The 18,752-nt window shown below is 59.5% G+C and carries 19 protein-coding genes; 9 read left to right on the top strand and 10 right to left on the bottom strand.

All coding sequences use genetic code 11. The features are described 5' to 3' along the window. Positions 1-8 precede the first annotated feature (8 nt). The 7 genes from hpaH to KL786_RS15630 form a co-directional block, all read right to left on the bottom strand. On the bottom strand, positions 9-812 hold the full coding sequence (gene hpaH, locus KL786_RS15660) for a 2-oxo-hept-4-ene-1,7-dioate hydratase (RefSeq protein WP_029294342.1): 804 nt from the start codon (positions 810-812) through the stop codon (positions 9-11). A gap of 12 nt (positions 813-824) precedes the next feature. Beyond that, entirely contained in the window at positions 825-2,129 is a 1,305-nt protein-coding gene (locus KL786_RS15655) for an MFS transporter (protein WP_032863789.1), read from the bottom strand. 194 nt (positions 2,130-2,323) lie between these two features. After that, a complete protein-coding gene (locus KL786_RS15650; protein ID WP_215518208.1) occupies positions 2,324-2,716 on the bottom strand; it encodes a tautomerase family protein in 393 nt (130 codons plus the stop codon). Between the two features lie 81 nt (positions 2,717-2,797). Beyond that, positions 2,798-3,655: a 3,4-dihydroxyphenylacetate 2,3-dioxygenase gene (hpaD, locus tag KL786_RS15645; protein ID WP_215518207.1), complete on the bottom strand. Its 858-nt coding sequence runs from the start codon at positions 3,653-3,655 to the stop codon at positions 2,798-2,800. A gap of 147 nt (positions 3,656-3,802) precedes the next feature. Then, complete coding sequence (hpaE, locus tag KL786_RS15640; RefSeq protein WP_215518206.1) at positions 3,803-5,263, bottom strand: 5-carboxymethyl-2-hydroxymuconate semialdehyde dehydrogenase; 1,461 nt, start codon at positions 5,261-5,263, stop codon at positions 3,803-3,805. A 5-nt stretch (positions 5,264-5,268) separates the two neighbouring features. Next, complete coding sequence (locus KL786_RS15635) at positions 5,269-6,039, bottom strand: fumarylacetoacetate hydrolase family protein (protein ID WP_215518205.1); 771 nt, start codon at positions 6,037-6,039, stop codon at positions 5,269-5,271. After that, the gene (locus tag KL786_RS15630; protein ID WP_215518204.1) at positions 6,036-6,701 is read right to left on the bottom strand and encodes a fumarylacetoacetate hydrolase family protein; all 666 of its coding nucleotides are present in this window, start codon (positions 6,699-6,701) and stop codon (positions 6,036-6,038) included. Before KL786_RS15630 ends, KL786_RS15635 begins: the two co-directional genes overlap by 4 nt. 121 nt (positions 6,702-6,822) lie before the next feature. Here KL786_RS15630 and hpaA point away from each other — a divergent pair, with 121 nt between their 5' ends. After that, positions 6,823-7,722, top strand: coding sequence for a 4-hydroxyphenylacetate catabolism regulatory protein HpaA (hpaA, locus tag KL786_RS15625; RefSeq protein ID WP_215518203.1), 900 nt, complete (start codon positions 6,823-6,825; stop codon positions 7,720-7,722). Here the strand turns inward: hpaA and KL786_RS15620 are convergent, their stop codons facing one another. After that, positions 7,723-8,979: an OprD family porin gene (locus tag KL786_RS15620; protein WP_215518202.1), complete on the bottom strand. Its 1,257-nt coding sequence runs from the start codon at positions 8,977-8,979 to the stop codon at positions 7,723-7,725. A gap of 213 nt (positions 8,980-9,192) precedes the next feature. On the opposite strand from KL786_RS15620, the gene hpaR reads away from it, so the two are divergent. Both hpaR and souR read left to right on the top strand, forming a co-directional pair. Next, positions 9,193-9,615 carry a homoprotocatechuate degradation operon regulator HpaR gene (gene hpaR, locus KL786_RS15615; protein WP_215518201.1) on the top strand — a complete coding sequence of 141 codons (423 nt, stop codon included), beginning with the start codon at positions 9,193-9,195 and terminating at the stop codon, positions 9,613-9,615. Positions 9,616-9,672: 57 nt separating this feature from the next. After that, positions 9,673-10,683 carry a transcriptional regulator SouR gene (gene souR, locus KL786_RS15610; protein ID WP_215518200.1) on the top strand — a complete coding sequence of 337 codons (1,011 nt, stop codon included), beginning with the start codon at positions 9,673-9,675 and terminating at the stop codon, positions 10,681-10,683. Positions 10,684-10,690: 7 nt separating this feature from the next. Here souR and KL786_RS15605 read toward each other — a convergent pair whose 3' ends face one another. Further along, complete coding sequence (locus tag KL786_RS15605) at positions 10,691-11,929, bottom strand: methionine gamma-lyase (protein ID WP_215518199.1); 1,239 nt, start codon at positions 11,927-11,929, stop codon at positions 10,691-10,693. A gap of 123 nt (positions 11,930-12,052) precedes the next feature. Here KL786_RS15605 and KL786_RS15600 point away from each other — a divergent pair, with 123 nt between their 5' ends. Together KL786_RS15600 and KL786_RS15595 are read left to right on the top strand one after the other, a co-directional pair. Further along, entirely contained in the window at positions 12,053-12,523 is a 471-nt protein-coding gene (locus KL786_RS15600; RefSeq protein ID WP_215518198.1) for an Lrp/AsnC family transcriptional regulator, read from the top strand. 164 nt (positions 12,524-12,687) lie between these two features. Further along, positions 12,688-14,106: a serralysin family metalloprotease gene (locus KL786_RS15595; protein ID WP_215518197.1), complete on the top strand. Its 1,419-nt coding sequence runs from the start codon at positions 12,688-12,690 to the stop codon at positions 14,104-14,106. Between the two features lie 3 nt (positions 14,107-14,109). On the opposite strand, the gene pmrG is transcribed toward KL786_RS15595, so the two are convergent. Continuing rightward, a complete protein-coding gene (gene pmrG, locus KL786_RS15590) occupies positions 14,110-14,664 on the bottom strand; it encodes a lipopolysaccharide core heptose(II)-phosphate phosphatase PmrG (RefSeq protein ID WP_252193748.1) in 555 nt (184 codons plus the stop codon). Positions 14,665-15,173: 509 nt separating this feature from the next. Here pmrG and KL786_RS15585 point away from each other — a divergent pair. From KL786_RS15585 to KL786_RS15570, 4 genes are all read left to right on the top strand, one after another. Continuing rightward, on the top strand, positions 15,174-16,145 hold the full coding sequence (locus KL786_RS15585) for a hypothetical protein (RefSeq protein WP_215518195.1): 972 nt from the start codon (positions 15,174-15,176) through the stop codon (positions 16,143-16,145). Continuing rightward, a complete protein-coding gene (locus KL786_RS15580; RefSeq protein ID WP_353844669.1) occupies positions 16,142-16,507 on the top strand; it encodes a hypothetical protein in 366 nt (121 codons plus the stop codon). The genes KL786_RS15585 and KL786_RS15580 overlap by 4 nt, the downstream gene beginning before the upstream one ends. A gap of 175 nt (positions 16,508-16,682) precedes the next feature. Further along, entirely contained in the window at positions 16,683-17,045 is a 363-nt protein-coding gene (locus tag KL786_RS15575) for a hypothetical protein (protein WP_215518194.1), read from the top strand. A 188-nt stretch (positions 17,046-17,233) separates the two neighbouring features. Then, positions 17,234-18,697, top strand: coding sequence for a hypothetical protein (locus KL786_RS15570; RefSeq protein WP_215518193.1), 1,464 nt, complete (start codon positions 17,234-17,236; stop codon positions 18,695-18,697). The last annotated feature ends 55 nt before the right edge of the window (positions 18,698-18,752 follow it).

Below are 18,752 nucleotides of genomic sequence, written 5' to 3'. Positions count from 1 at the left end.
TCCTGGGGTCAGACGAAACGGCAGGAAATCGAGCCGAGCATGTCGTAGTCGACATGGAAGGTATCGCCCGGGCTGGCCGCCACGGGGCGGGTGAAGGAGCCACCGAGGATGATCTGCCCCGGCAACAACGTGACGTCGTAGGGCGCCAGCTTGTTGGCCAGCCAGGCCACGCCCTTGGCCGGGTGGTTGAGCACGGCGGCCGAGACCCCGGACTCTTCGATCACGCCGTTGCGGTACAGCACGGCGGGTACTTTGCGCAGGTCGATCTCGGTCGGGCGCACCGCACGGCCGCCCATGACCACGCCGGCATTGGCGGCGTTGTCCGAGATGGTGTCGAACACCTTGCGTGTGGCCTTGGTGTGCGGGTCGATCTGCTGGATGCGTGCGTCGATGATCTCCAGGGCCGGGATCACCCACTCGGTGGCATCGAGCACATCGAAGATCGTGCAGTTGGGCCCCTTGAGTGGCTTGCCGAGGATAAACGCCAGCTCCACTTCGACCCGCGGCACGATAAAACGCTCGAAAGGAATGTCGGTGCCTTCCTCAAACAGCATGTCGTCGAGCAGCGCACCGTAGTCCGGTTCGGTGATGTTCGACGATACCTGCATGGCCCGCGAGGTCAGGCCGATCTTGTGCCCGACCAGCTTGCGCCCACCCTTGATCTTCTGGGCGACCCAGGCGCGCTGGATGGCGTAGGCGTCCTCGATCGTGATGTCCGGATGATCGAGGGAAAACTGGCGTACCTGTTCGCGGCTGCGTTCGGCGTGGTCCAGTTGGGCGGCGGCTTGCAGGATGAGCTGTGGATCAAGCATGACGAAACTCTCTTACTGAGGATTGACGATGGCGGCGTTGGTGCGCAACACCAGCAGGCCGCCAAGGGCGATAAACAGCGCCAGCACATACAGGGCCAGGCTCGCGCTTTGGGTGGTGTCGCGCATCCAGCCGATCAGGTACGGCGCGAGGAACGAGGCGATGCTGCCAAACGAGCTGATCATGGCGATCCCGGCGGCCTGGGTGCAGTTGGACAGGAACGCCGGTGGCAGTTGCCAGAACATCGGCAGCGCGGCGCTGGCGCCCATGCCGGCGATGATCAGGCCGCTCATCACCAACAGCGGGTTGCCCGGCGCCAGGCCGGTGATGGCGATGCCCACGGCGGCCATCAGCAGCGGTACGCACAAGTGCCAGCGGCGTTCGCGGTTACGGTCCGAGGAGCGTCCGCAGCCGATCATGAAGAAGCACCCGGCCAGGTACGGCACGGCGCTCAACAGGCCGACCTGGCTGTCACGGCCGATACCGGCGCCATGGATCAGGGTGGGCATCCAGAACGCCAGGGTGTTGACTGCCAGCATCACGGCAAAATAGATCGCGACCAGCAGCCAGACTTGTGGGTCGCGGATGATCCCGCCAAAGGAGGTAATGGATTTGCGTTTTTCCTCGGTACTCAACTGCTCGCGCAGCTGTTGTTTTTGCGTGTCGTTGAGCCACTTCACCGTTTCAAAGCTGTCCGGCAGGCACTTGAGGACCACCAGGCCCAACAGCACGACCGGCGCGCCTTCGATCAAGAACATCCACTGCCAGCCGCGCATGCCGCCAAAGTCATGGAAATTCTCCAGGATCGCGCCGGACAGTGGCCCGCCAATCACCCCGGCCATGGGCACGGCGATGGCGAACAGGGCGGTGATCTGCGCCCGACGACGGGCCGGGTACCAACGGTTGAGAAACACCAGGATCCCCGGGAAGAAGCCAGCCTCGGCCACCCCCAGCAGAAAACGCAGGACATAGAAGCCGCTGGCGCTTTCGACCCACAGCATGCTGGTGGACAGGATGCCCCACACCACCATCAGGCAGGCAATCCAGCGCCGTGGGCCGACGCGGTCCAGGGCGATGTTACTGGGCACGCCGAACAGCGCGTAGGCGATAAAGAACAGGCCGGCACCAAAGCCATACACCGTGTCGCTGAAGTGCAGGTCGGTGCTCATCTGCATCTTGGCGAAGCCGATGTTGATCCGGTCCAGGTGGGCAAACAAATAACAGATCAGCAACAACGGCATCAGTCGCCAGGTGACGGTGCTGTGGGTGCGATCATGCTCGGCAAGGGTGACGCTGTGGGCGGTATTGGCTGTGCTCATAGTGTTGTACTTTTTGTCTGAGAGGCCGTTGTGGAGGCGAGACTGCACCGTCAAGCGAATGAAACCCACTGTAGGCGCGAGCTTGCTTGCAAAGACCTCAAGGCCATCGCGGTTATCCAGCAGGCACGCGTTATCGTTGACGATCTTCGCGAGCAAGCTCGCTCCTACAGGTGATCTCGTTCAGTTGATGGATATCAGCCCGCCTGGTTGCTTAAAAACGCATGGACGTTGTTCTGCTTGAAGTTCAGTTGCGGGTGCAGCTCGATCATCTCGAACGACAGGGCCAGCAGCCGTTGCGCCTGCAAGGCGGCGAAGTGTTCGGTGATCACCGTGAACAGGGTTTGCGCCACGGCCTGGCGGGTCGGCAGGTCGCGGCCGTGGCCGACCTTGAGGGTCATGTGGACGAAGGCGTAGTCGTGCTTGCCATCGGCCATGCGCCAGGTGTCCAGGCGTACGGCGCGGCTGCGGATACCGCCCAGGGGGAACACTCCACTGTCTCCCAGCACCTGGTGGACCTTTTCAAACAGTCCCGGCAGGTCGGCCTGGGGTTCGAGGTTGTCGGTGTATTCGGCGATGAAATGTGGCATGAGGGCCTCCGTTGTCGGCAGCAGTGAGCTTCAAGCGATGAGCTGCAAGAGGAGGCTTGCAGCTTGCGGCTTACAGCTGTTTCATACTGGAAAAATGGCGTTGATCTGGCCGGTGCCGGAGCTGCCGAACGGCTCGGTGATGATCTCGGCCGGGCGGTTGTATTCCGGCCCGCCGAGCAACCCCAGGAGCATCGCGGTGTCGTGCATCTTGCCTTCGCCAAAGCAGTGTTCGGCGTAGTCCGGGAGCATCGCGCAGAACTCCTTGAAGCGGCCTTCGCGCCACATCTGCACCACGTGCATGTCCACTTGTTTGTCGAACTCGCGGGTCCAGTTGTGGATGTTGGCTTCGGCCTCGCGGTCGTCGGAGAAACGGTGCGACAGCGATCCTGAGGCCAGCACCAGCACCTTGCGATCACTCTTCTCGATGGCCCGGCGCACGGCGGCGCCGAAGGCGAAGCTGTCTTGCAGGCGATGCCAGGCGCACCAGGCGGCGATGGAGACCACGTTGAATTTCTGTTCTTCGGGCACATCCATGTGCATGTAGCGCATGGGCACCAGGGTGCCGTATTCCAGTTCCAGGCTCGGGATGTTGTGGTTCATGGTGCGCACCCCGGCCAGGTTGGCTTCGGCGGCGATCAGTTCACCCAATTCCGGGCAGCCGGGGTAGGCGTACTCCATGTTCTTGATGAAGTGCGGCAGCTCATTGCTGGTGTAAGTGCCCTGGAAGCGCTCGCCACCGTTGACGTGATAACCGCTGTTGACCAGCCAGTGCACATCGAACACCACGGCGGTGTCGGCCCCCAGCTCACGGGCGCGGCGCCCGATCTCCTTGTGCCCGGCAATCGCCGCGGCGCGACAACCGTGGTGCTTGCCCGGCAGTTCCGACAGGTACATGGAAGGGACGTGGCAGATTTTCGCCGCCAGGACGACTTCACCCATGATGACTCTCCTCAATTCATTATTCTTGTTGGTGCTCTGCGGACCCTGTAGGAGCGAGCTCGCTCGCGAAAAACGCAAGGTCGCCGCGTTAACCCTGACAGCCAGCGTTATCGTTAACGACCATCGCGCGCCAGCCCGCGCCTACAGTTACACGCCCCAGCGCGGGATGTGATGGCTGCCCATGGAGATACACACGTTCTTGATCTCTGCGAATACTTCAAAGCTGTACTGGCCGCCTTCACGGCCGGTACCGGAACCCTTGACCCCGCCGAACGGCTGACGCAGGTCGCGCACGTTCTGGCTGTTGATGAACACCATGCCGGCCTCGATACCACGGGCCAGGCGATGGGCCTTGCCGATGTCCTGGGTCCAGATATAGGACGCCAGGCCATACTCGGTATCGTTGGCCAGTCGCAGTGCCTCTGCTTCGTCCTTGAAGGGGATCAGGCACACCACCGGGCCGAAGATTTCCTCCTGGGCGATGCGCATGTTGTTGTTTACATCGGCGAACACGGTGGGCTGGATAAACTGCCCGCGTGCCAGGTGCGCCGGCAGGTTGGCCGGACGTTCCAGGCCGCCTGCAACCAGGCTTGCGCCTTCTTCGATGCCAATCTTGATGTAGCCGGTGACTTTGTCATAGTGGGCTTGAGTGATCATCGAGCCGACCTGGGTGTTCGGGTCTTGCGGGTCACCGACAATCAGGCGCTTGGCGCGGGCGGCAAATTCGGCGACGAACTGCGGGTATACGCTTTGCTGGATAAACACCCGGCTGCCGGCGGTGCAGCGTTCGCCATTGAGCGAAAAGATGGTGAACAGCGCGGCATCCAGGGCGCGTTCGAGGTCGGCGTCCTCAAAAATCAGCACCGGCGACTTGCCGCCCAACTCCATGGAGTATTTTTTCAGGCCGGCGGTCTGCATGATTTTCTTGCCGGTGGCGGTGCCGCCGGTAAAGGAAATCGCCCGCACATCAGGGTGGCGCACCAGGGCATCGCCGGCAGTGGCGCCATAGCCCTGGATCACGTTGAGCACACCGTTGGGAATCCCCGCTTCAACCGCTAGGCGCCCCAGTTCGTTGGCGGTCAGCGGCGACAGCTCGGACATCTTCAGCACCGCTGTGTTGCCCAGGGCCAGGCACGGTGCGGTCTTCCAGGTAGCGGTCATGAACGGCACGTTCCACGGCGACACCAGGCCACACACACCCACCGGTTGGTAGAGGGTGTAGTTGAGCATCTGGTCGTCCACCGGGTAGCTGTGGCCGTCCATGCGCGTGCAGACCTCGGCGAAGAAATCAAAGTTGTGCGAAGCCCGCGGGATCAGCACGTTCTTGGTCTGGTGGATCGGCAGGCCGGTGTCCAGGGTTTCCAGCTCGGCCAGGCGGGGCACGTTCTGCTCGATCAGTTCACCGAGCTTGCGCATCAGGCGCGCACGTTCCTTGGCCGGGGTATTGGCCCACTTGGGGAAGGCTTCCTTGGCGGCAGCCACGGCCTGGGCGACTTCCTCGGCGCCGCCGCTGGCCACTTCACCAATCGCCTCGCCGGTGGCCGGGTTGTAGTTGATGAAGGTGTCTTTGCTTTCGACCTCACGGCCGTTGATCCAATGTTTGATCATGGTGCTCAAGCCTCTTTGGCGGCGGTGAAAAAGTCCGCCTCGCTGACAATTCGGTTGACCAGGCGGCCGACGCCTTCGACTTCCACCACCACTTCATCGCCAGGCATCACGTCGGCCAGGCCTTCGGGGGTGCCGGTGGCGATCATGTCGCCGGGTTGCAGGGTCATGAAGCTGGACAGGTATTCGATCAGGTAGGGGATATCGAAAATCATGTCGCGGGTGCTGCCTTCCTGGCGCAGTTCACCGTTGATCCAGGTACGCAGGGTCAGGTTGCTCGGATCTGGCACATCGGCCACATCGACGATCCACGGGCCGACCGGGGTGGTGGCGTCGCGGTTTTTCACCCGCAGGTTGGGACGGTAGTAGTTTTCCAGGTAGTCGCGGATCGCGTAGTCGTTGCACACGGTGTAGCCGGCCAGGTACTCCAGGGCGTCCTCGCGCTTGACGTTGCGCGCCGGCTTGCCGATCACCGCCACCAACTCGCACTCGTAGTGCATGTAGACGATGTTGTCGGGGCGCCAGGTGACCTGGTTATGCCCGGTGTAGGTGCCCGGCGACTTGACGAACGCCAGCGGTTCGGTCGGCGGGGCGAAGGCCAGTTCGGCGGCATGGTCGGCGTAGTTCAGGCCCAGGGCGAACATAGTGCCGGTGGCCGGTGGCAGCCACTCGACCTGGTCTTGGGCCAGCAACCGACCGTCAGCCAGGCGCACAGCATTGAAATCTTCGACGTGGACTTGATGGACCTGGCCTTCAAAACGGATACGCGCGTGTTTCATGGGTGTTCCTCGGCCTGGATGTGGTTGACCAGGCGGCCCAGGCCGCTGATCTCGACTTCGACGGTGTCGCCGGGCTGCACATCCACCCGGCCTTCAGGCGTGCCGGTGATCAGCACATCGCCCTCATGCAGGGTCATGAATTCGCTGATTTCGGCGATGAGGCGGGGAATATCACGCACAAAGTTGGCGGTGGTGTTCTGCTGGCGCAGCTCGCCGTTGACGAACAGCTTGAGGCTCAACTGATGAGGGTTGGCGATCTGCTCGCGGGCCACCAGTTGCGGGCCGAGGGCGCAGAACCCGTCGCGGCACTTGGCTTTGACGGCAGGGCGGTAGTAGCTGTCTTCCGGCAGGCTGAACTCATTGACGATGGTGTAGCCCGCCACATAATCCAGGGCATTTTCCACGCTGACGCGGCTGGCACTTTTACCCATTACCACGCCCAGCGCCGGGCCAGGTTGCAGGCGCTGGCCAGCCGGATGAAACACCACGCCGTCATGACGGTTGCGAGTATTGGGCGTCTTGATAAACAGCACCGGCTTGACCGGTGGCTTCTGGTACGGCGGCTGTTCGAATTCAGCGAGACGCTGGTTCAGCAAGCCCTGGTAGTTCAGCGCGACGCCGAACAGGGTGCCGCTGGCAACATCATGCAGGGTACGGCTCATGGATTTCTCCTGGCGATGGCGACTGCTCTCGAGGCAGTTCGTTAATGTGTTAACGTTATAATTAATATGTTAACTACCGTCAAGCGTGGCAAAATCATCGGGTGCAAAAAACAATAAAGAGATGCCTGTGAAACCGATCCCCAATATCAACATCGGCCAGGTCTACGACCAGCGCTACAGCGATGCCGACGTGCATTACGACCGACTCGGCAACCTGGCGGGATTTTTCGGGCGCAACATGCCCGTGCATCGCCATGACCGGTTTTTCCAGGTGCATTACGTCAAGAGTGGCGCGGTGCGGGTCTACCTCGACGACCAGCAATACCTGGAATCCGGGCCGATGTTTTTCCTGACGCCACCGACGGTGGCCCATGCCTTCGTCACCGAAGCCGACGCCGACGGCCATGTATTGACCGTACGCCAGCAACGGGTGCGGGCGCTGATCGATGCCGACCCAAGCCTTGCGCCCGGTCCGCAAGTGCCGCCGGCCTGTGTGGCGCTGGCCCGTCTGGCGCCGCAGTTCCAGCCCGAGATCAAGCGCCTGGAATGGCTGTTTGACGAGTTGTGCAACGAAATCAACAGCGCCGGAGCCGGTCGTGCAACGGCCTTGGAAAGCCTGACCCGGTTGATCATGATCAGCTTGCTCAGGCTCAGCGCCAATTCCCTGGAAGCACGCCCGGCGCGTCATGAAGACCTGCGCATCTTCCATCGCTTCAATGAGCTGATCGAAGACCACTATCTGCTGCACTGGCCGCTGTCGGCCTATGCCGAAGCCATCGGCGTCACCGAAGCGCGGCTCAATGACGTATGCCGGCGCATTGCCGACCTGCCGTCCAAGCGCCTGGTGCTTGAACGGCTGATGCAGGAGGCCAAGCGCCTGTTGCTGTTTACCGGCAGTTCCGCGAATGAAATCTGCTACCAACTGGGCTTCAAGGACCCGGCCTATTTCAGCCGGTTTTTCCAGCGTTATGCGCAGATCACACCAGGGGAATACCGCTTGCGCCAATCCGGCCTGCGTTGATCACCACAGCGCCAGGCTGTAGCCGACGATGATGCGGTTTTCGTCGATATCGCTGGTCAGGCCGCTGCTGGAGCGCAGCGTTGCGTTACGCAGCCGCACGTTGACGTTCTTCAGTGGCCCGCTCTGCACGGTGTAGGTCAGGTCGGTATCGCGCTCCCATTCGCGGCCATTGCGCACGCTGGCGGTCTGCACATGGCTGCCATCGACATAGCGCGTCATGAAGGTCAGGCCCGGCAGGCCGAAGGCGGCGAAGTTATAGTCGTAGCGCGCTTGCCAGGCATCAGTCTCAGCCTTGGTGAACACGTTGATGGTCACCAGGTTGACCGAGTAGGGGTCCAGGCCCGGGTAGGCGAAATCGCCGTCGCCCGAGAGGTTCTGATAGCCCAGGCCAACCTTGTGGCCGCCCATCGACAGGCTCAGCATGCCGTTGAAGAAACGGTTGTCGATCCGCCCACCGTCCACCCGTGAGGCGCCACGCAGTGCATGGCTGCCTTGCTCGCGTGTGTCGAAGTAACGCAGGTCGCTGCGCAGGTTGATGCCTTCGGCCAGCGGCAAGTCATGTACCAGGCCGATAAAGTGCTGGCGGTAGATATCCTGCATCTGTGCGTAGTAGTAGGTCGTCGCCAACGTTGGGGTGATTGCATAGGTGCCACCGGCGAGGTCCAGGTGGCTGCTGTCGACGCCGGCGTAGCTCATTTGGTCGTTGCTGGAGGAGTCGCGCAGGTTTTGTTTTTCCAGGCGGCCCAGGTTCAGGGTCAGTCCGGCGATGTCCTGGGAGGTGAGCAGTTCACCGGTGTAGGTCGAGGGCAGCAGCCGGGTGTCGTTGTAGGCGGCGACGGGCAACTGCGGTTGCAGGGTGCCGGCCTTGAGCACGGTTTTCGACACCCGCACCTTGGCAGTCAGGCCCAGTTCGCTGTAGTTGTCGACGGGCTGCTGGCTGGCGCCATAAGGCAGCAGGCCGGTACCGCGCCGGTCACGGCTGGAGTCGAGCTTGACCCCCAGCTCGCCCAGGGCATCCACGCCAAAACCCACCAGGCCTTCGGTGTAGCCCGACTCCAGGCGCAGCACAAAACCCTGGGCCCACTCATCGGCCTTGTTTTGCGGCGCGTTGGTCTGGCGAAAGTCACGGTTCATGTAGAAATTGCGCAGGTCGAGGCTGGCCTTGCTGTCCTGGATAAACTCGGCGTAGGCGCTCAAGGGGCTGAACGTAGCGCACAGGCCGGCGCTGGCCGCCAAGGGGAGGAGGCGCAAATGCATGACAGATTCCTTTTGTTGTTTTTGTAGGTATCGCCCTTCGGATCGCTGAAGGGATTGGCATATTGTTAACATGTTATATTTATTATGGGTAGAAAATTTGTGATTCTTGTAAGTAATTCATATCGAGATTAACGAGTTTGTGCAGCGGCCGGCTTGCATGCCCATGGAGCCGACCCTAAGCTTCGACGCTTCGATCTCTTTTGCGCGTGAACCATGTCCACTCCCAGACCTTCCCTGACACTGACCCTGCTGCAGGCCCGCGAAGCTGCCATGGCGTTTTTCCGGCCGTTGCTCAATGAACATCAATTGACCGAGCAGCAGTGGCGGGTGATTCGTATCCTGCGCCAGCAAGGCGAACTGGAAAGCCATCAACTGGCGCACCTGGCCTGCATCCTCAAGCCGAGCATGACCGGCGTCCTGGCACGCCTGGAACGCGACGGCCTCGTGCGCCGCCGCAAGTCCAGCGAAGACCAGCGCCGCGTGTTCGTGAACCTCACCGAGCAGGGGCAGCAGTGTTTCGTCGAGATGAGCGCGGGAATGGAAAGCAATTACCAGAGGATTCAGGAGCAGTTCGGCGAAGAGCAATTGCAGCAGTTGCTTGAACTGCTCAACCAGTTGAAGAACATCAAGCCTTAATCGCTTGTAAACGCCGGGTTGACTGGCGATGGCGCGTCGTAGGCAGGTCAGACAATCATGGAAAGACGGCAATTCAGCGGCGGCATGAAAGGCAAGAACCTGCGCTACCTGAACGAAACCCCGGGCCAGGCCCCGCGCCTGATCCGTGCGGGGTTTGTGCTGCTGGAGCATTTCTCACTGCCGGCCTTCACCCAGGCGCTGGACACCTTCATCACGGCCAATCTGTTACGTCCGGGGCTGTTCACCTCGCGCACCTTCGGCCTGGACGACCAGGAGGTGATCAGCGACCTGGGCCTGGTGATTCGCCCCGACGCACGCCTCGATAACAGCGCGCTGGCGGACCTTGACCTGCTGGTGATTTGCGGCGGTTATCGCACCCAGCTCAAGGCCAGCGAAACCTTCATCGAACTGCTCAAGGCTGCGGCGCAACAGGGGGTGATCCTTGCCGGCTTATGGAACGGTGCGTGGTTCCTCGGCAAGGCCGGGGTGCTGGACGGCTATCGCTGTGCCATTCACCCGGAACATCGCCCGGCCCTGACGGAAATCGCCAAGGCCACGCTGGTCAGTAGCGAGCCCTATGTGATCGACCGCGATCGCCTGAGCGCATCCAGTCCTTCGGGGGCGTTCCATATGGCCCTGGACTGGATCAAGAGCCTGCACGACAAAGCGTTGGTGGAAGGTATCGAAGATATCCTGGCCTTTGAGGAGTCGCGCTACCGGCGGATCAAGCCCGCAGAAAATATCTGCGTCAGTGCGCCGTTGCGCGAGGTGGTGCGCCTGATGGATGCCAACCTCGAAGAGCCCCTGGCCCTGGAGCAACTGGCGGTGTATGCCGGGCGGTCACGGCGCCAGTTGGAGCGCTTGTTCCGCGAGCAATTGGGTACCACGCCGCAGCGCTATTACCTGGAGTTGCGCATCACCGAAGCGCGACGCTTGTTGCAGCACACCGAACTGTCCCAGGTCGATGTGCTGGTGGCCTGCGGGTTTGTGTCGCCGAGCCACTTCAGTAAATGCTACAGCGCCTATTTCGGCTATCGGCCGTCGAAGGAAACCCGCCTGGTCAAATAACCCGTCATTACACAGAGTGCGTCGCCTGTTTGAGCGCGGGAGCACGCTTGACGCAATGAGCCAGGGCCTGCTCGATATCGGCCAGCAGGTCTGCGATATCCTCCAGCCCCACCGACAACCGCACCAGGCCTTCAGAAATTCCGTGCTGGGCACGTTGTTCCGGGGTGTAGGTGGAGTGGGTCATGCTCGCTGGGTGCTGGGCCAGGGATTCGGCATCGCCCAGGCTGACCGCGCGGCTGAACAGCTTGAGCGCGTTCATGAAGCGTCGGCCCGTGGTGATCCCCCCCTTGAGTTCGAAGGCAATCATGCCGCCCGACAGTTTCATCTGACGTGCTGCCAGCTCGTATTGTGGGAAGGAGCGCAGGCCTGGGTAGGTCACCGACTCCACTGCCGGGTGGGCCTGCAATGCTTCGGCCACCGCCTGGGCATTGCTGCAATGGCGATCCATGCGCAGGGCCAGGGTCTTGAGGCCACGCATCAGCAAAAACGCATCCTGGGGCGACAGCACGGCACCGGTCAGGTCTTTCAAGCCTTGCAGGCGAATCCGTTGTGCCAGGTCGTGGCGGCTGACGGCGATGCCTGCGGTGATATCGCCATGGCCGCTGAGGTACTTGGTGGCCGAGTGCACCACCACGTCGGCACCTAGTTCCAGCGGGCGTTGCAGGTACGGGGTGCAGTAGGTGTTGTCGATCACCACAGTAATGCCGGGTTGCTGGTGGGCGATCTTGGCCACGGCGCCAATGTCGATCAATTGCAGGTTGGGGTTGGCCGGGGTTTCGCAGTAGATCATGCGGGTCGCAGGGGAGAGTGCGGCGCGCAGGGCGTCGAGGTCCGACAGGTCGACATGGCGCACCTTTATCCCGAACTCGGCGATGCCGTGGTGCAACAGGGCGAAGGTGCAGCCGTACAGCGTCTGGCTGACGATCACTTCATCGCCGGGGCGCAACAAGGTCCAGAAGGTTGCCGCAATCGCCCCCATGCCGGAGCTGAACGCCACTGCGGCTTCGCCACCTTCCAGGGTGGCCATGCGCGACTCCAGCAGCGCCAGGGTCGGGTTGGAGATACGGGTGTAAAAGTGCCCGTTTTCTTCACCGGCAAAGCACCCTGCGCCGTACTCGGCGGTCGGGAAGGCAAAGGTCGCCGACAGATAGATCGGCGGCACCAGGGCACCGTGGTGGTCTTGCGCATCGTAGCCGTAGTGAATGGCACGGGTGGAAAAGCCGAATGTGTTGTGTTTATTTTTCATGTCGGACGCTCCTTATTTCCTACAATGCTATGCTCATAACCGAGGCCGAACGTTGCCTACTTTGCCGAGAAAAACCTGTGGCGAAGGATGAAACCCCATAAAAATAATGATTTGAGGCAAGACATGCCCAGCAGTCTGGACCGTACCGACAAAGCCCTGCTCAACGCCCTGCAAGGCAACGCGCGCCTGACCGTCGCCGAACTGGCCGAACGGGTGTCCCTGACCACCTCGCCGTGCTGGCGCCGGGTCAAGAACCTTGAAGACAGCGGTGTGATCAGCGGCTACCAGGCGATTCTTTCGCCCAAGGCCCTGGGCTACGGGGTGACGGCGTTTGTCAGCATCATGATGGGCACCCACTCCAAGGAAATCGCCCGGGCGTTTGAACAGCGGCTGTTGGACATCCCGGAAATCGTCGCCTGCCATAACGTATCCGGGCGCTATGATTTTTTGCTGGAAGTGGTGGCCAGGGACCTGGAGTCCTTCGGCGAATTTGCCCGCGAGGTGTTGCAGACATTGCCGTGTGTGAAGGAAATCTATTCGAGTTTTTCCTACAAATCGGTCAGACCGTTGCGGGTGATTCCGTTGCTGGGGTGATAGGGCGGGCGTGAGCCTTGTGCAGGGCTTTACTCTTTCCTGCTCGTTTCAAAGACAAATCGTATTTCTTGCCCCGCCGTAACCCTTCAAGTTCATGTTTGAAGCGAGCACCACGCTGCTCGGTTCAGCTTTGAAAAAGGGTTACTGGCTCAGTGAGGGTATTTATGTCTGCAGTTACACCACGAGTAAGCAGCGCGTTCCAGGATATTGACCAGTTCCGACATCGCGATGACCGCGGCGGTACGATCAAGCACAACGGATTGCAGTCCAAAACCACTGAAGAGGCCGTACGGCAGCTGTGGCGTGGCAGCCCCGGATGGCCGGATAAGAACGGTGACGGCACGTACGATGTCAGCTACGAGTTTCTACCTGCGCCGGCTGACAAAAACCTGAAGCGGGGTGGCAAGACAGGGTTCACATCGATCCTTGAAAATCAAAGGAAGCAAACCGAACTCAGCCTTCAATCAATTGCCGATGTCGCGAACGTCAAGTTCAACGAAGGGCCCAGGACCGCCAAGAGTGAAGGGCATATTACAATTGGTAACTATGGTCAGAGATTTGATAAGAATAATAAATCCATCGACGCTCAACCCCATACGGTACTGCCGGATAATAAAGGCCGGGGAGGCGATGTCTGGTTTGTGAACAATGATGAAGAAATGTCCGTGCCCAAGGCCCACCATGGTGATGCCGGTCGCCACACGATCATCCATGAACTGGGCCACGCGATGGGGCTTACGCATCCGGGTAACTACAATGGCGTTCTTGATCGCACGAAGATTGACTCCCATGAAGACTCTCAAAGCCATAGTGTCATGAGCTACCGGGGGGAACGCACGACCTATGCCAATCACGGTGGTTTCCGGGCATCGGCTCCTCAACTCGACGATATTTCTGCCTACCAATCGAAATATGGCGCCAATCACCAAACCCGCAAAGACGACACCACCTACGGCTTCAATTCCAATACCGATCGTGACTTCCTCAGCGTCAATACCAAGGACGACAAAATGCTTGCCGCCATTTGGGACGGTGGCGGTAATGACACGCTAGATTTTTCGGGCTACGTCCAGGATCAAAAAATCAGTCTCAAAGAGGGTACGTTTTCCGATGTGGGTGGCCTTAAAGGCAACGTTTCCATTGCTTATGGCACCACTATCGAGAACGCCATTGGCGGGTCAGGCAACGACTGGCTGATCGGTAACGCCGCGAATAACGAGTTGCGCGGCGGTGACGGGAACGATGTGCTCTACGGCGCCGAGGGGGCTGACAGGTTGTGGGGCGGCAAGGGCAAGGACACCTTTGTCTATGGCAAGATCAACGAGTCCAGCGCGGCGGCACCGGACCGGATCGAGGATTTTGTCAGCGGCCAGGATAAAGTCGATGTATCAGGTATCAGGGCGCAACTGGGTGATAAGCCGCTGCAGTTTGTCAGCCGGTTTTCCGGGGCGAGCGGTGAAGCCATCGTTGCCTATGACCGGCTGTTGAACCTGAGCACGTTGCAGATTGCTGGGGAGCCCAACGATCCGACCTTCGTGCTGCAAGTGCAGGGTGAACTGCGGCGCAGTGATATCGTGAGCTGACCGTTAAAGATGCTCAAGGGCGGTGGCCCAGTCCTGGCTGTTGAGTACGCCCAGTACCTTGAGCTTGCCGTTGCTGCGCACCTGGACAAACAGCGAACTGCCGTATTCGGCACCGTCAGCATGGGGGTAGCCCAGGACCCGCTCCAGGTCGCCGATGCATTCACTATGGGTGACCAGTAGCAGGTTGCGTCCGGCGACCTTGCGTGCAGGCAGGTCGTGCGCGAGTGTGGCGCCACACAAGGTCAGGCGATCGGGTAATACATGGACGTCGCCGAACATGAACTGTGAGGTTTGCACGGTGCGAGTGGTAGGACTGCTCAACACATCGCTGTGGGACATGCCCAGGGCATGGAACGCGGAACCCACTGCTGCTGCCGAGACACTGCCGGGACGGGTCAGGCCATCCGCGGGGCCCAGGCACGGATTGCTGGAGCGGTCGCAGCGTTCTGCATGGCGCACCAGCACGATCAGGTTGCCACTGCGCCAGGCCGCCAGGGCCCCTGAAGTGATCAGGCGATTGTCGGCCCCCAGATTCTGCGGTGAAGTAGGCCAGAGCATGGCCCCCATCACTAGCAGACACAGGGCGATGAGTGCGATGAACCGCAGCCACAGCTGTCTGAGCGTTTTCGCCAAACCCCGATCTGCGCGGGGCTTGGCCTGGATCATGTCAACCACACTGTTCACCCTGGAGGAGCTCATACATTGCTGTTTGTGTTGGCAGGCAATCTAGAGTTCGGTGCGTGGGCGGGCAGTGAAATCAATGTGAAAAAATCGCGCTGCGCACGGTTAATACTGTAGGAGCGAGCTTGCTCGCGAAGAACCTCCAGGCGACACGTTAATTCTGGATTAATCGGGTGGTTCTGAAGAGCTTCGCGAGCAAGCTCGCGCCTACACAGTTGGCATTCGGGGGGGAGTTATGGCGGACTTTCTGTAGGTCTTGATCACTCGCATAGTAGGCAACTTCCCAAATGTAATCGACAAGCCGCTTTTCATCCCTGAGCTTGTGCCAGGCCCGTTCTGCTTACTTATATTCCTACGCCCTATTCATTGCATCAGGGATGCGGGCGATGGCGCAGGCGTATATCAATGACCGGACCATAGATTTTCACAGCTTGAAATCCAGTTTGCTCAAGGAATCCTACAACCAACTGTCGGCGCAGTTCGATGCGTTGAACCTGCACTTGCGCCACGGCCTGGTCACACCTGGGCAGATGGTGATTATTCCCAATGACTACGGCATGGCCTGCACCTTCAATGATGCCTGGTTGATGCGCCATGCCGAGGCAATCCATCGAGGCCTGGAACAGGACACGGCGCTCGGGACAGCGGTGGTCGGCAAGTATGATTTGCTGCAAAGCCTGCTCGGCTACAGCTCTTTAGGTGTAGGCAGTGCCACCTCGGCATGGGGTCGACACCTGGATGAGGTCAAGCACACGCTGGAGGAGGTTGAGCGGTTGCACCGGCAGCTCAAGGACGGGGTGCTGGATCGCAACAATTTTGTGCGTCATCGCCAGGTTCTGTTCAACAAGCTGGAGGTGCAACTGCAAGGTGCGGCACGTTTTGGTACCAGTTTGCAGAGCCATAAATCGTTGAAAAAAGTGCTGGGGATTTCGACCAGGAGCTATCTGGATAAGAGTGAGATCGCCGGTTACACCCAGCGCATCAAAAGCATTGCCCAGACGTCGAAGTTTTTGGGCAATGGCACGTATGTGGGGCTGGCGCTGGATGTGGGGGTGGCGGGGTTGGAGATCAAGGAGGCGTGTATGAAGGATCGGGGCGAAAAGTGCAGCAGGGTCAAATATGTAGAAGGGGGGAGGCTGGCGAGTGGGGTGCCTGGGGCAGCGGTAGGTGGAGTCCTAGGTGCAGAAATAGGGCGTCGTGGGTGCAGGATAGTGCTTGGATTAGCAACTAAAGGTAAAGGTGAGCTTTTTTGTGGGATTGTCGGGGGCGCACTCGGTGGCTCGTCCTTGGGAACAGGTAGTGGCATTGTCGGTGCAAAAGTAGGCGATTTGATATATGAATTTGGAGGGCTGCAATGATGACTGCAAGCACCTTCATTCTGATCCTGTTATTTGTGATGCCTTTTATTTGCCTAGGGTTAAAGCTGTTCGTGGATTACAGAAAACTAGATGAATTGGAAAGCTATTTCACAGAAAACGAAGTGGTACAACGAAACAAGCGTTTTTGGAGTAGGAGTCAAGCCATCGATAGAACCATGCGGGTGAGCATACTTGTTGGCTTTTTCATGCAGCCAAAAACTCACGTAAAGAGCAATGATGTGACGTGGGAAGAATTGAACTCGGTTCCTTTGACGCTTAAGCGCTGGGTACTGTGGCCGTTTTACTTGTCATTGATATATGGCTTGGCTGTGACTGCCTGGCTCGTTTGGTGTGAGTGGTAATCAAAGACCAGGGACCACCCTGCAAGATAGTCTTAGGTGTCGCGTTGAAAGGGCAAGGACAATTGATGTGCGCAGTTGTTGCTGGTGCTGTTGGTGGGTATAGCGGGGGAACTATAGGTGGGCTTATTGGAGGAGATATGGGCGACCTTTTATATAAGCCCGCAGGAATATGAACATGTCATTAAATGAGTTAACTCTGATAACGCTGGCGTTTGGAATGTTTGTTTGTTTGGGCCTGACATTGTACGTCGAGTACAAAAAACTAGATGAGTTGGAAAGCTATTTCAGCGAAAACGAAACGGTCCAGCACTACAAGCGTTTTTGGGGACGAAACAAGTCGATTGATAAAAGCATGCGCATGGGCGTGTTTGTGCAGTTTTTTGTGTGGCCTGCCAGCTATGTGAAAAGTGGCGAAGTGACGAGGGAGGAATTGGACTCAGTCCCGTTGACACTCAAACGCTGGGTCACGTGGCCGTTTTACTTCTCGATGATCTATGTCGCGGCTGTGCTGTCTTGGTACGTTTGGCGCCAGTGGTAGCCTAGTCTTCCAAAGCCCAGCACTGCCTGGGCTTTGTCGTTTCTTCCTACGGCACTGCGCACACCTTTCTCGCATTTATTTCAAAATATACTGTACAAATATACAGTATCAGCCTACAGTCCATCCCAGGTGAACGGATTTCACCGCGCACCAAAGCCACCAATTTTTTAACTATGGATGGATAAAAAATGAAATCAAAAAAAGCCTTTATGCTGGGCGCAGCCATGACGGCGGCCTGCTTTGTTTCGGCGTTTGCCCTGGCGGAGCAATACCCTTCGCAAACCCCTGCCAAACTGTCCGCCCAGGCGGTCAAGCATGCGGTCGACCAGGCGCTTAAAGTCGGTGGCCAGGTTGAGCCGTCGAAGCTTGCGGCCGAACTCAAGCAAACGCTCAAGGCGGCCAAGGCCGGCAAGGCCAAGGCTGCGGCAAGCAAGGCCGCAGTCAGCAACGCGCCGGTGGATACGCTGGTTGACGAGCTGAAAAAAACCAACGAGAAACAACTGCAAGGTGCAGCGATTGCAGCCTTTGCACCGTTGTTCCCGACTCTGGATATCAACACCCTGTACAACGTGACCGGCGTGGAAACCGGGGCGGAAGTTGCCTACCACTTCAACCTGGCGCAAAGCGCGCGCATCCAGGTGCAACTGCTGAACCAGAGCGCCGGCACCGACATGTCATTGAGCCTGTTCCAGGACGACGGCCAGGGCAACCTGACGCTGCTGGGCACCTCTGATAACGCAGGCAGCGCCGACGAATACCTCAATGGCGTGATGCCCGCCGGCGACTATTACTGGTACATGGTGGCCAACACCGCGAGCAATGGGCAGTTCAGTTTTGGCGTGGCGGTGGACAGCAATATCGACGCCTTCGAACCCAATGACACCGCGCAGACCGCGTTCGTGTTGCCGGATGCCCTGAACCAGGTGGCCGGTAACCTGGACAGCGTCAACGATGTCGATTACTTCGACTTCACCTCGTTGCGTGGCCAGGGCGTGGGCATGTTCCTGGGCGATGATGGCGAGGGCACTCGCAACCAGTGGATCTTCGAGCGCTTCGATGGCAACAACTGGGTGGTGATCCAGCCGAACAACACCTCCACCTACCCAAGCCTGACGCCTGGCTATACCGTCAAGGTGCGGGTACGGGCCAACCCGGCAGTGGCACTCAACCCACAGGCGCGCTACATCCTGTCCTTTGGCTCGGCGCCACGACTGAACCAGAACAATGTGAACGGCGACAACGTGGTGCGTATCCCCAGCTCAATCATGCAACTGGCTACCCAGGCCGCCCGCAGCCTGAGCTGGAGCACCCAATGGTCGGACAGCACCGGCGAGCCGCTGCGCGGCGTGACCCCGGTGCTGCGGGTCGACAAGCGCTTTGATGACACCATCAACTACCACTGGGTCGACTACGAGGCCAAGACTGGCATCACTGGCGCGGCCTCCGGCAGTGTCGACCTGGGTACCTGCTCCGGCGATCTGAATGTGGTCTACCCGGACAGCTCCTCCGGCCAGACGTACAACTGGCGGACCTGGTTCAACATGGGCGGCTGGCGCATCGAGCTCAAGGAGTTCCCGGGCGTGGGCGTAGGCGGCAACATCACGCAGTACGTAAGCCTGGGCCACATTTGCAGCCAGACCATCGTGCGTTAACCCCCGCCCACTTCTATAGGCGCCGGCTTGCCGGCGACGAAGCCCTCAAGTCTTG

It is taken from the genome of Pseudomonas sp. TAE6080 (assembly GCF_018732265.1).
GTDB lineage: Bacteria > Pseudomonadota > Gammaproteobacteria > Pseudomonadales > Pseudomonadaceae > Aquipseudomonas > Aquipseudomonas brenneri.
The sequence above is the reverse complement of the archived record's forward strand: the minus strand, read 5'-3'. Positions and strand labels throughout refer to the sequence as shown.

What these genes read in the sequence shown, in the direction of transcription:
- souR (WP_215518200.1), top strand. Translation starts at nt 9,673, where the DNA reads ATGGAAAGACGGCAATTCAGCGGCGGCATGAAAGGCAAGAACCTGCGC.
- KL786_RS15595 (WP_215518197.1), top strand. Translation starts at nt 12,688, where the DNA reads ATGTCTGCAGTTACACCACGAGTAAGCAGCGCGTTCCAGGATATTGAC.
- KL786_RS15630 (WP_215518204.1), bottom strand. Translation starts at nt 6,701, where the DNA reads ATGAGCCGTACCCTGCATGATGTTGCCAGCGGCACCCTGTTCGGCGTC.
- KL786_RS15655 (WP_032863789.1), bottom strand. Translation starts at nt 2,129, where the DNA reads ATGAGCACAGCCAATACCGCCCACAGCGTCACCCTTGCCGAGCATGAT.
- KL786_RS15585 (WP_215518195.1), top strand. Translation starts at nt 15,174, where the DNA reads ATGGCGCAGGCGTATATCAATGACCGGACCATAGATTTTCACAGCTTG.
- KL786_RS15605 (WP_215518199.1), bottom strand. Translation starts at nt 11,929, where the DNA reads ATGAAAAATAAACACAACACATTCGGCTTTTCCACCCGTGCCATTCAC.
- hpaR (WP_215518201.1), top strand. Translation starts at nt 9,193, where the DNA reads ATGTCCACTCCCAGACCTTCCCTGACACTGACCCTGCTGCAGGCCCGC.
- KL786_RS15635 (WP_215518205.1), bottom strand. Translation starts at nt 6,039, where the DNA reads ATGAAACACGCGCGTATCCGTTTTGAAGGCCAGGTCCATCAAGTCCAC.
- KL786_RS15620 (WP_215518202.1), bottom strand. Translation starts at nt 8,979, where the DNA reads ATGCATTTGCGCCTCCTCCCCTTGGCGGCCAGCGCCGGCCTGTGCGCT.
- KL786_RS15570 (WP_215518193.1), top strand. Translation starts at nt 17,234, where the DNA reads ATGAAATCAAAAAAAGCCTTTATGCTGGGCGCAGCCATGACGGCGGCC.
- KL786_RS15575 (WP_215518194.1), top strand. Translation starts at nt 16,683, where the DNA reads ATGTCATTAAATGAGTTAACTCTGATAACGCTGGCGTTTGGAATGTTT.
- hpaA (WP_215518203.1), top strand. Translation starts at nt 6,823, where the DNA reads ATGCCTGTGAAACCGATCCCCAATATCAACATCGGCCAGGTCTACGAC.
- pmrG (WP_252193748.1), bottom strand. Translation starts at nt 14,664, where the DNA reads ATGCTCTGGCCTACTTCACCGCAGAATCTGGGGGCCGACAATCGCCTG.
- KL786_RS15650 (WP_215518208.1), bottom strand. Translation starts at nt 2,716, where the DNA reads ATGCCACATTTCATCGCCGAATACACCGACAACCTCGAACCCCAGGCC.
- KL786_RS15580 (WP_353844669.1), top strand. Translation starts at nt 16,142, where the DNA reads ATGATGACTGCAAGCACCTTCATTCTGATCCTGTTATTTGTGATGCCT.
- hpaH (WP_029294342.1), bottom strand. Translation starts at nt 812, where the DNA reads ATGCTTGATCCACAGCTCATCCTGCAAGCCGCCGCCCAACTGGACCAC.
- hpaD (WP_215518207.1), bottom strand. Translation starts at nt 3,655, where the DNA reads ATGGGTGAAGTCGTCCTGGCGGCGAAAATCTGCCACGTCCCTTCCATG.
- KL786_RS15600 (WP_215518198.1), top strand. Translation starts at nt 12,053, where the DNA reads ATGCCCAGCAGTCTGGACCGTACCGACAAAGCCCTGCTCAACGCCCTG.
- hpaE (WP_215518206.1), bottom strand. Translation starts at nt 5,263, where the DNA reads ATGATCAAACATTGGATCAACGGCCGTGAGGTCGAAAGCAAAGACACC.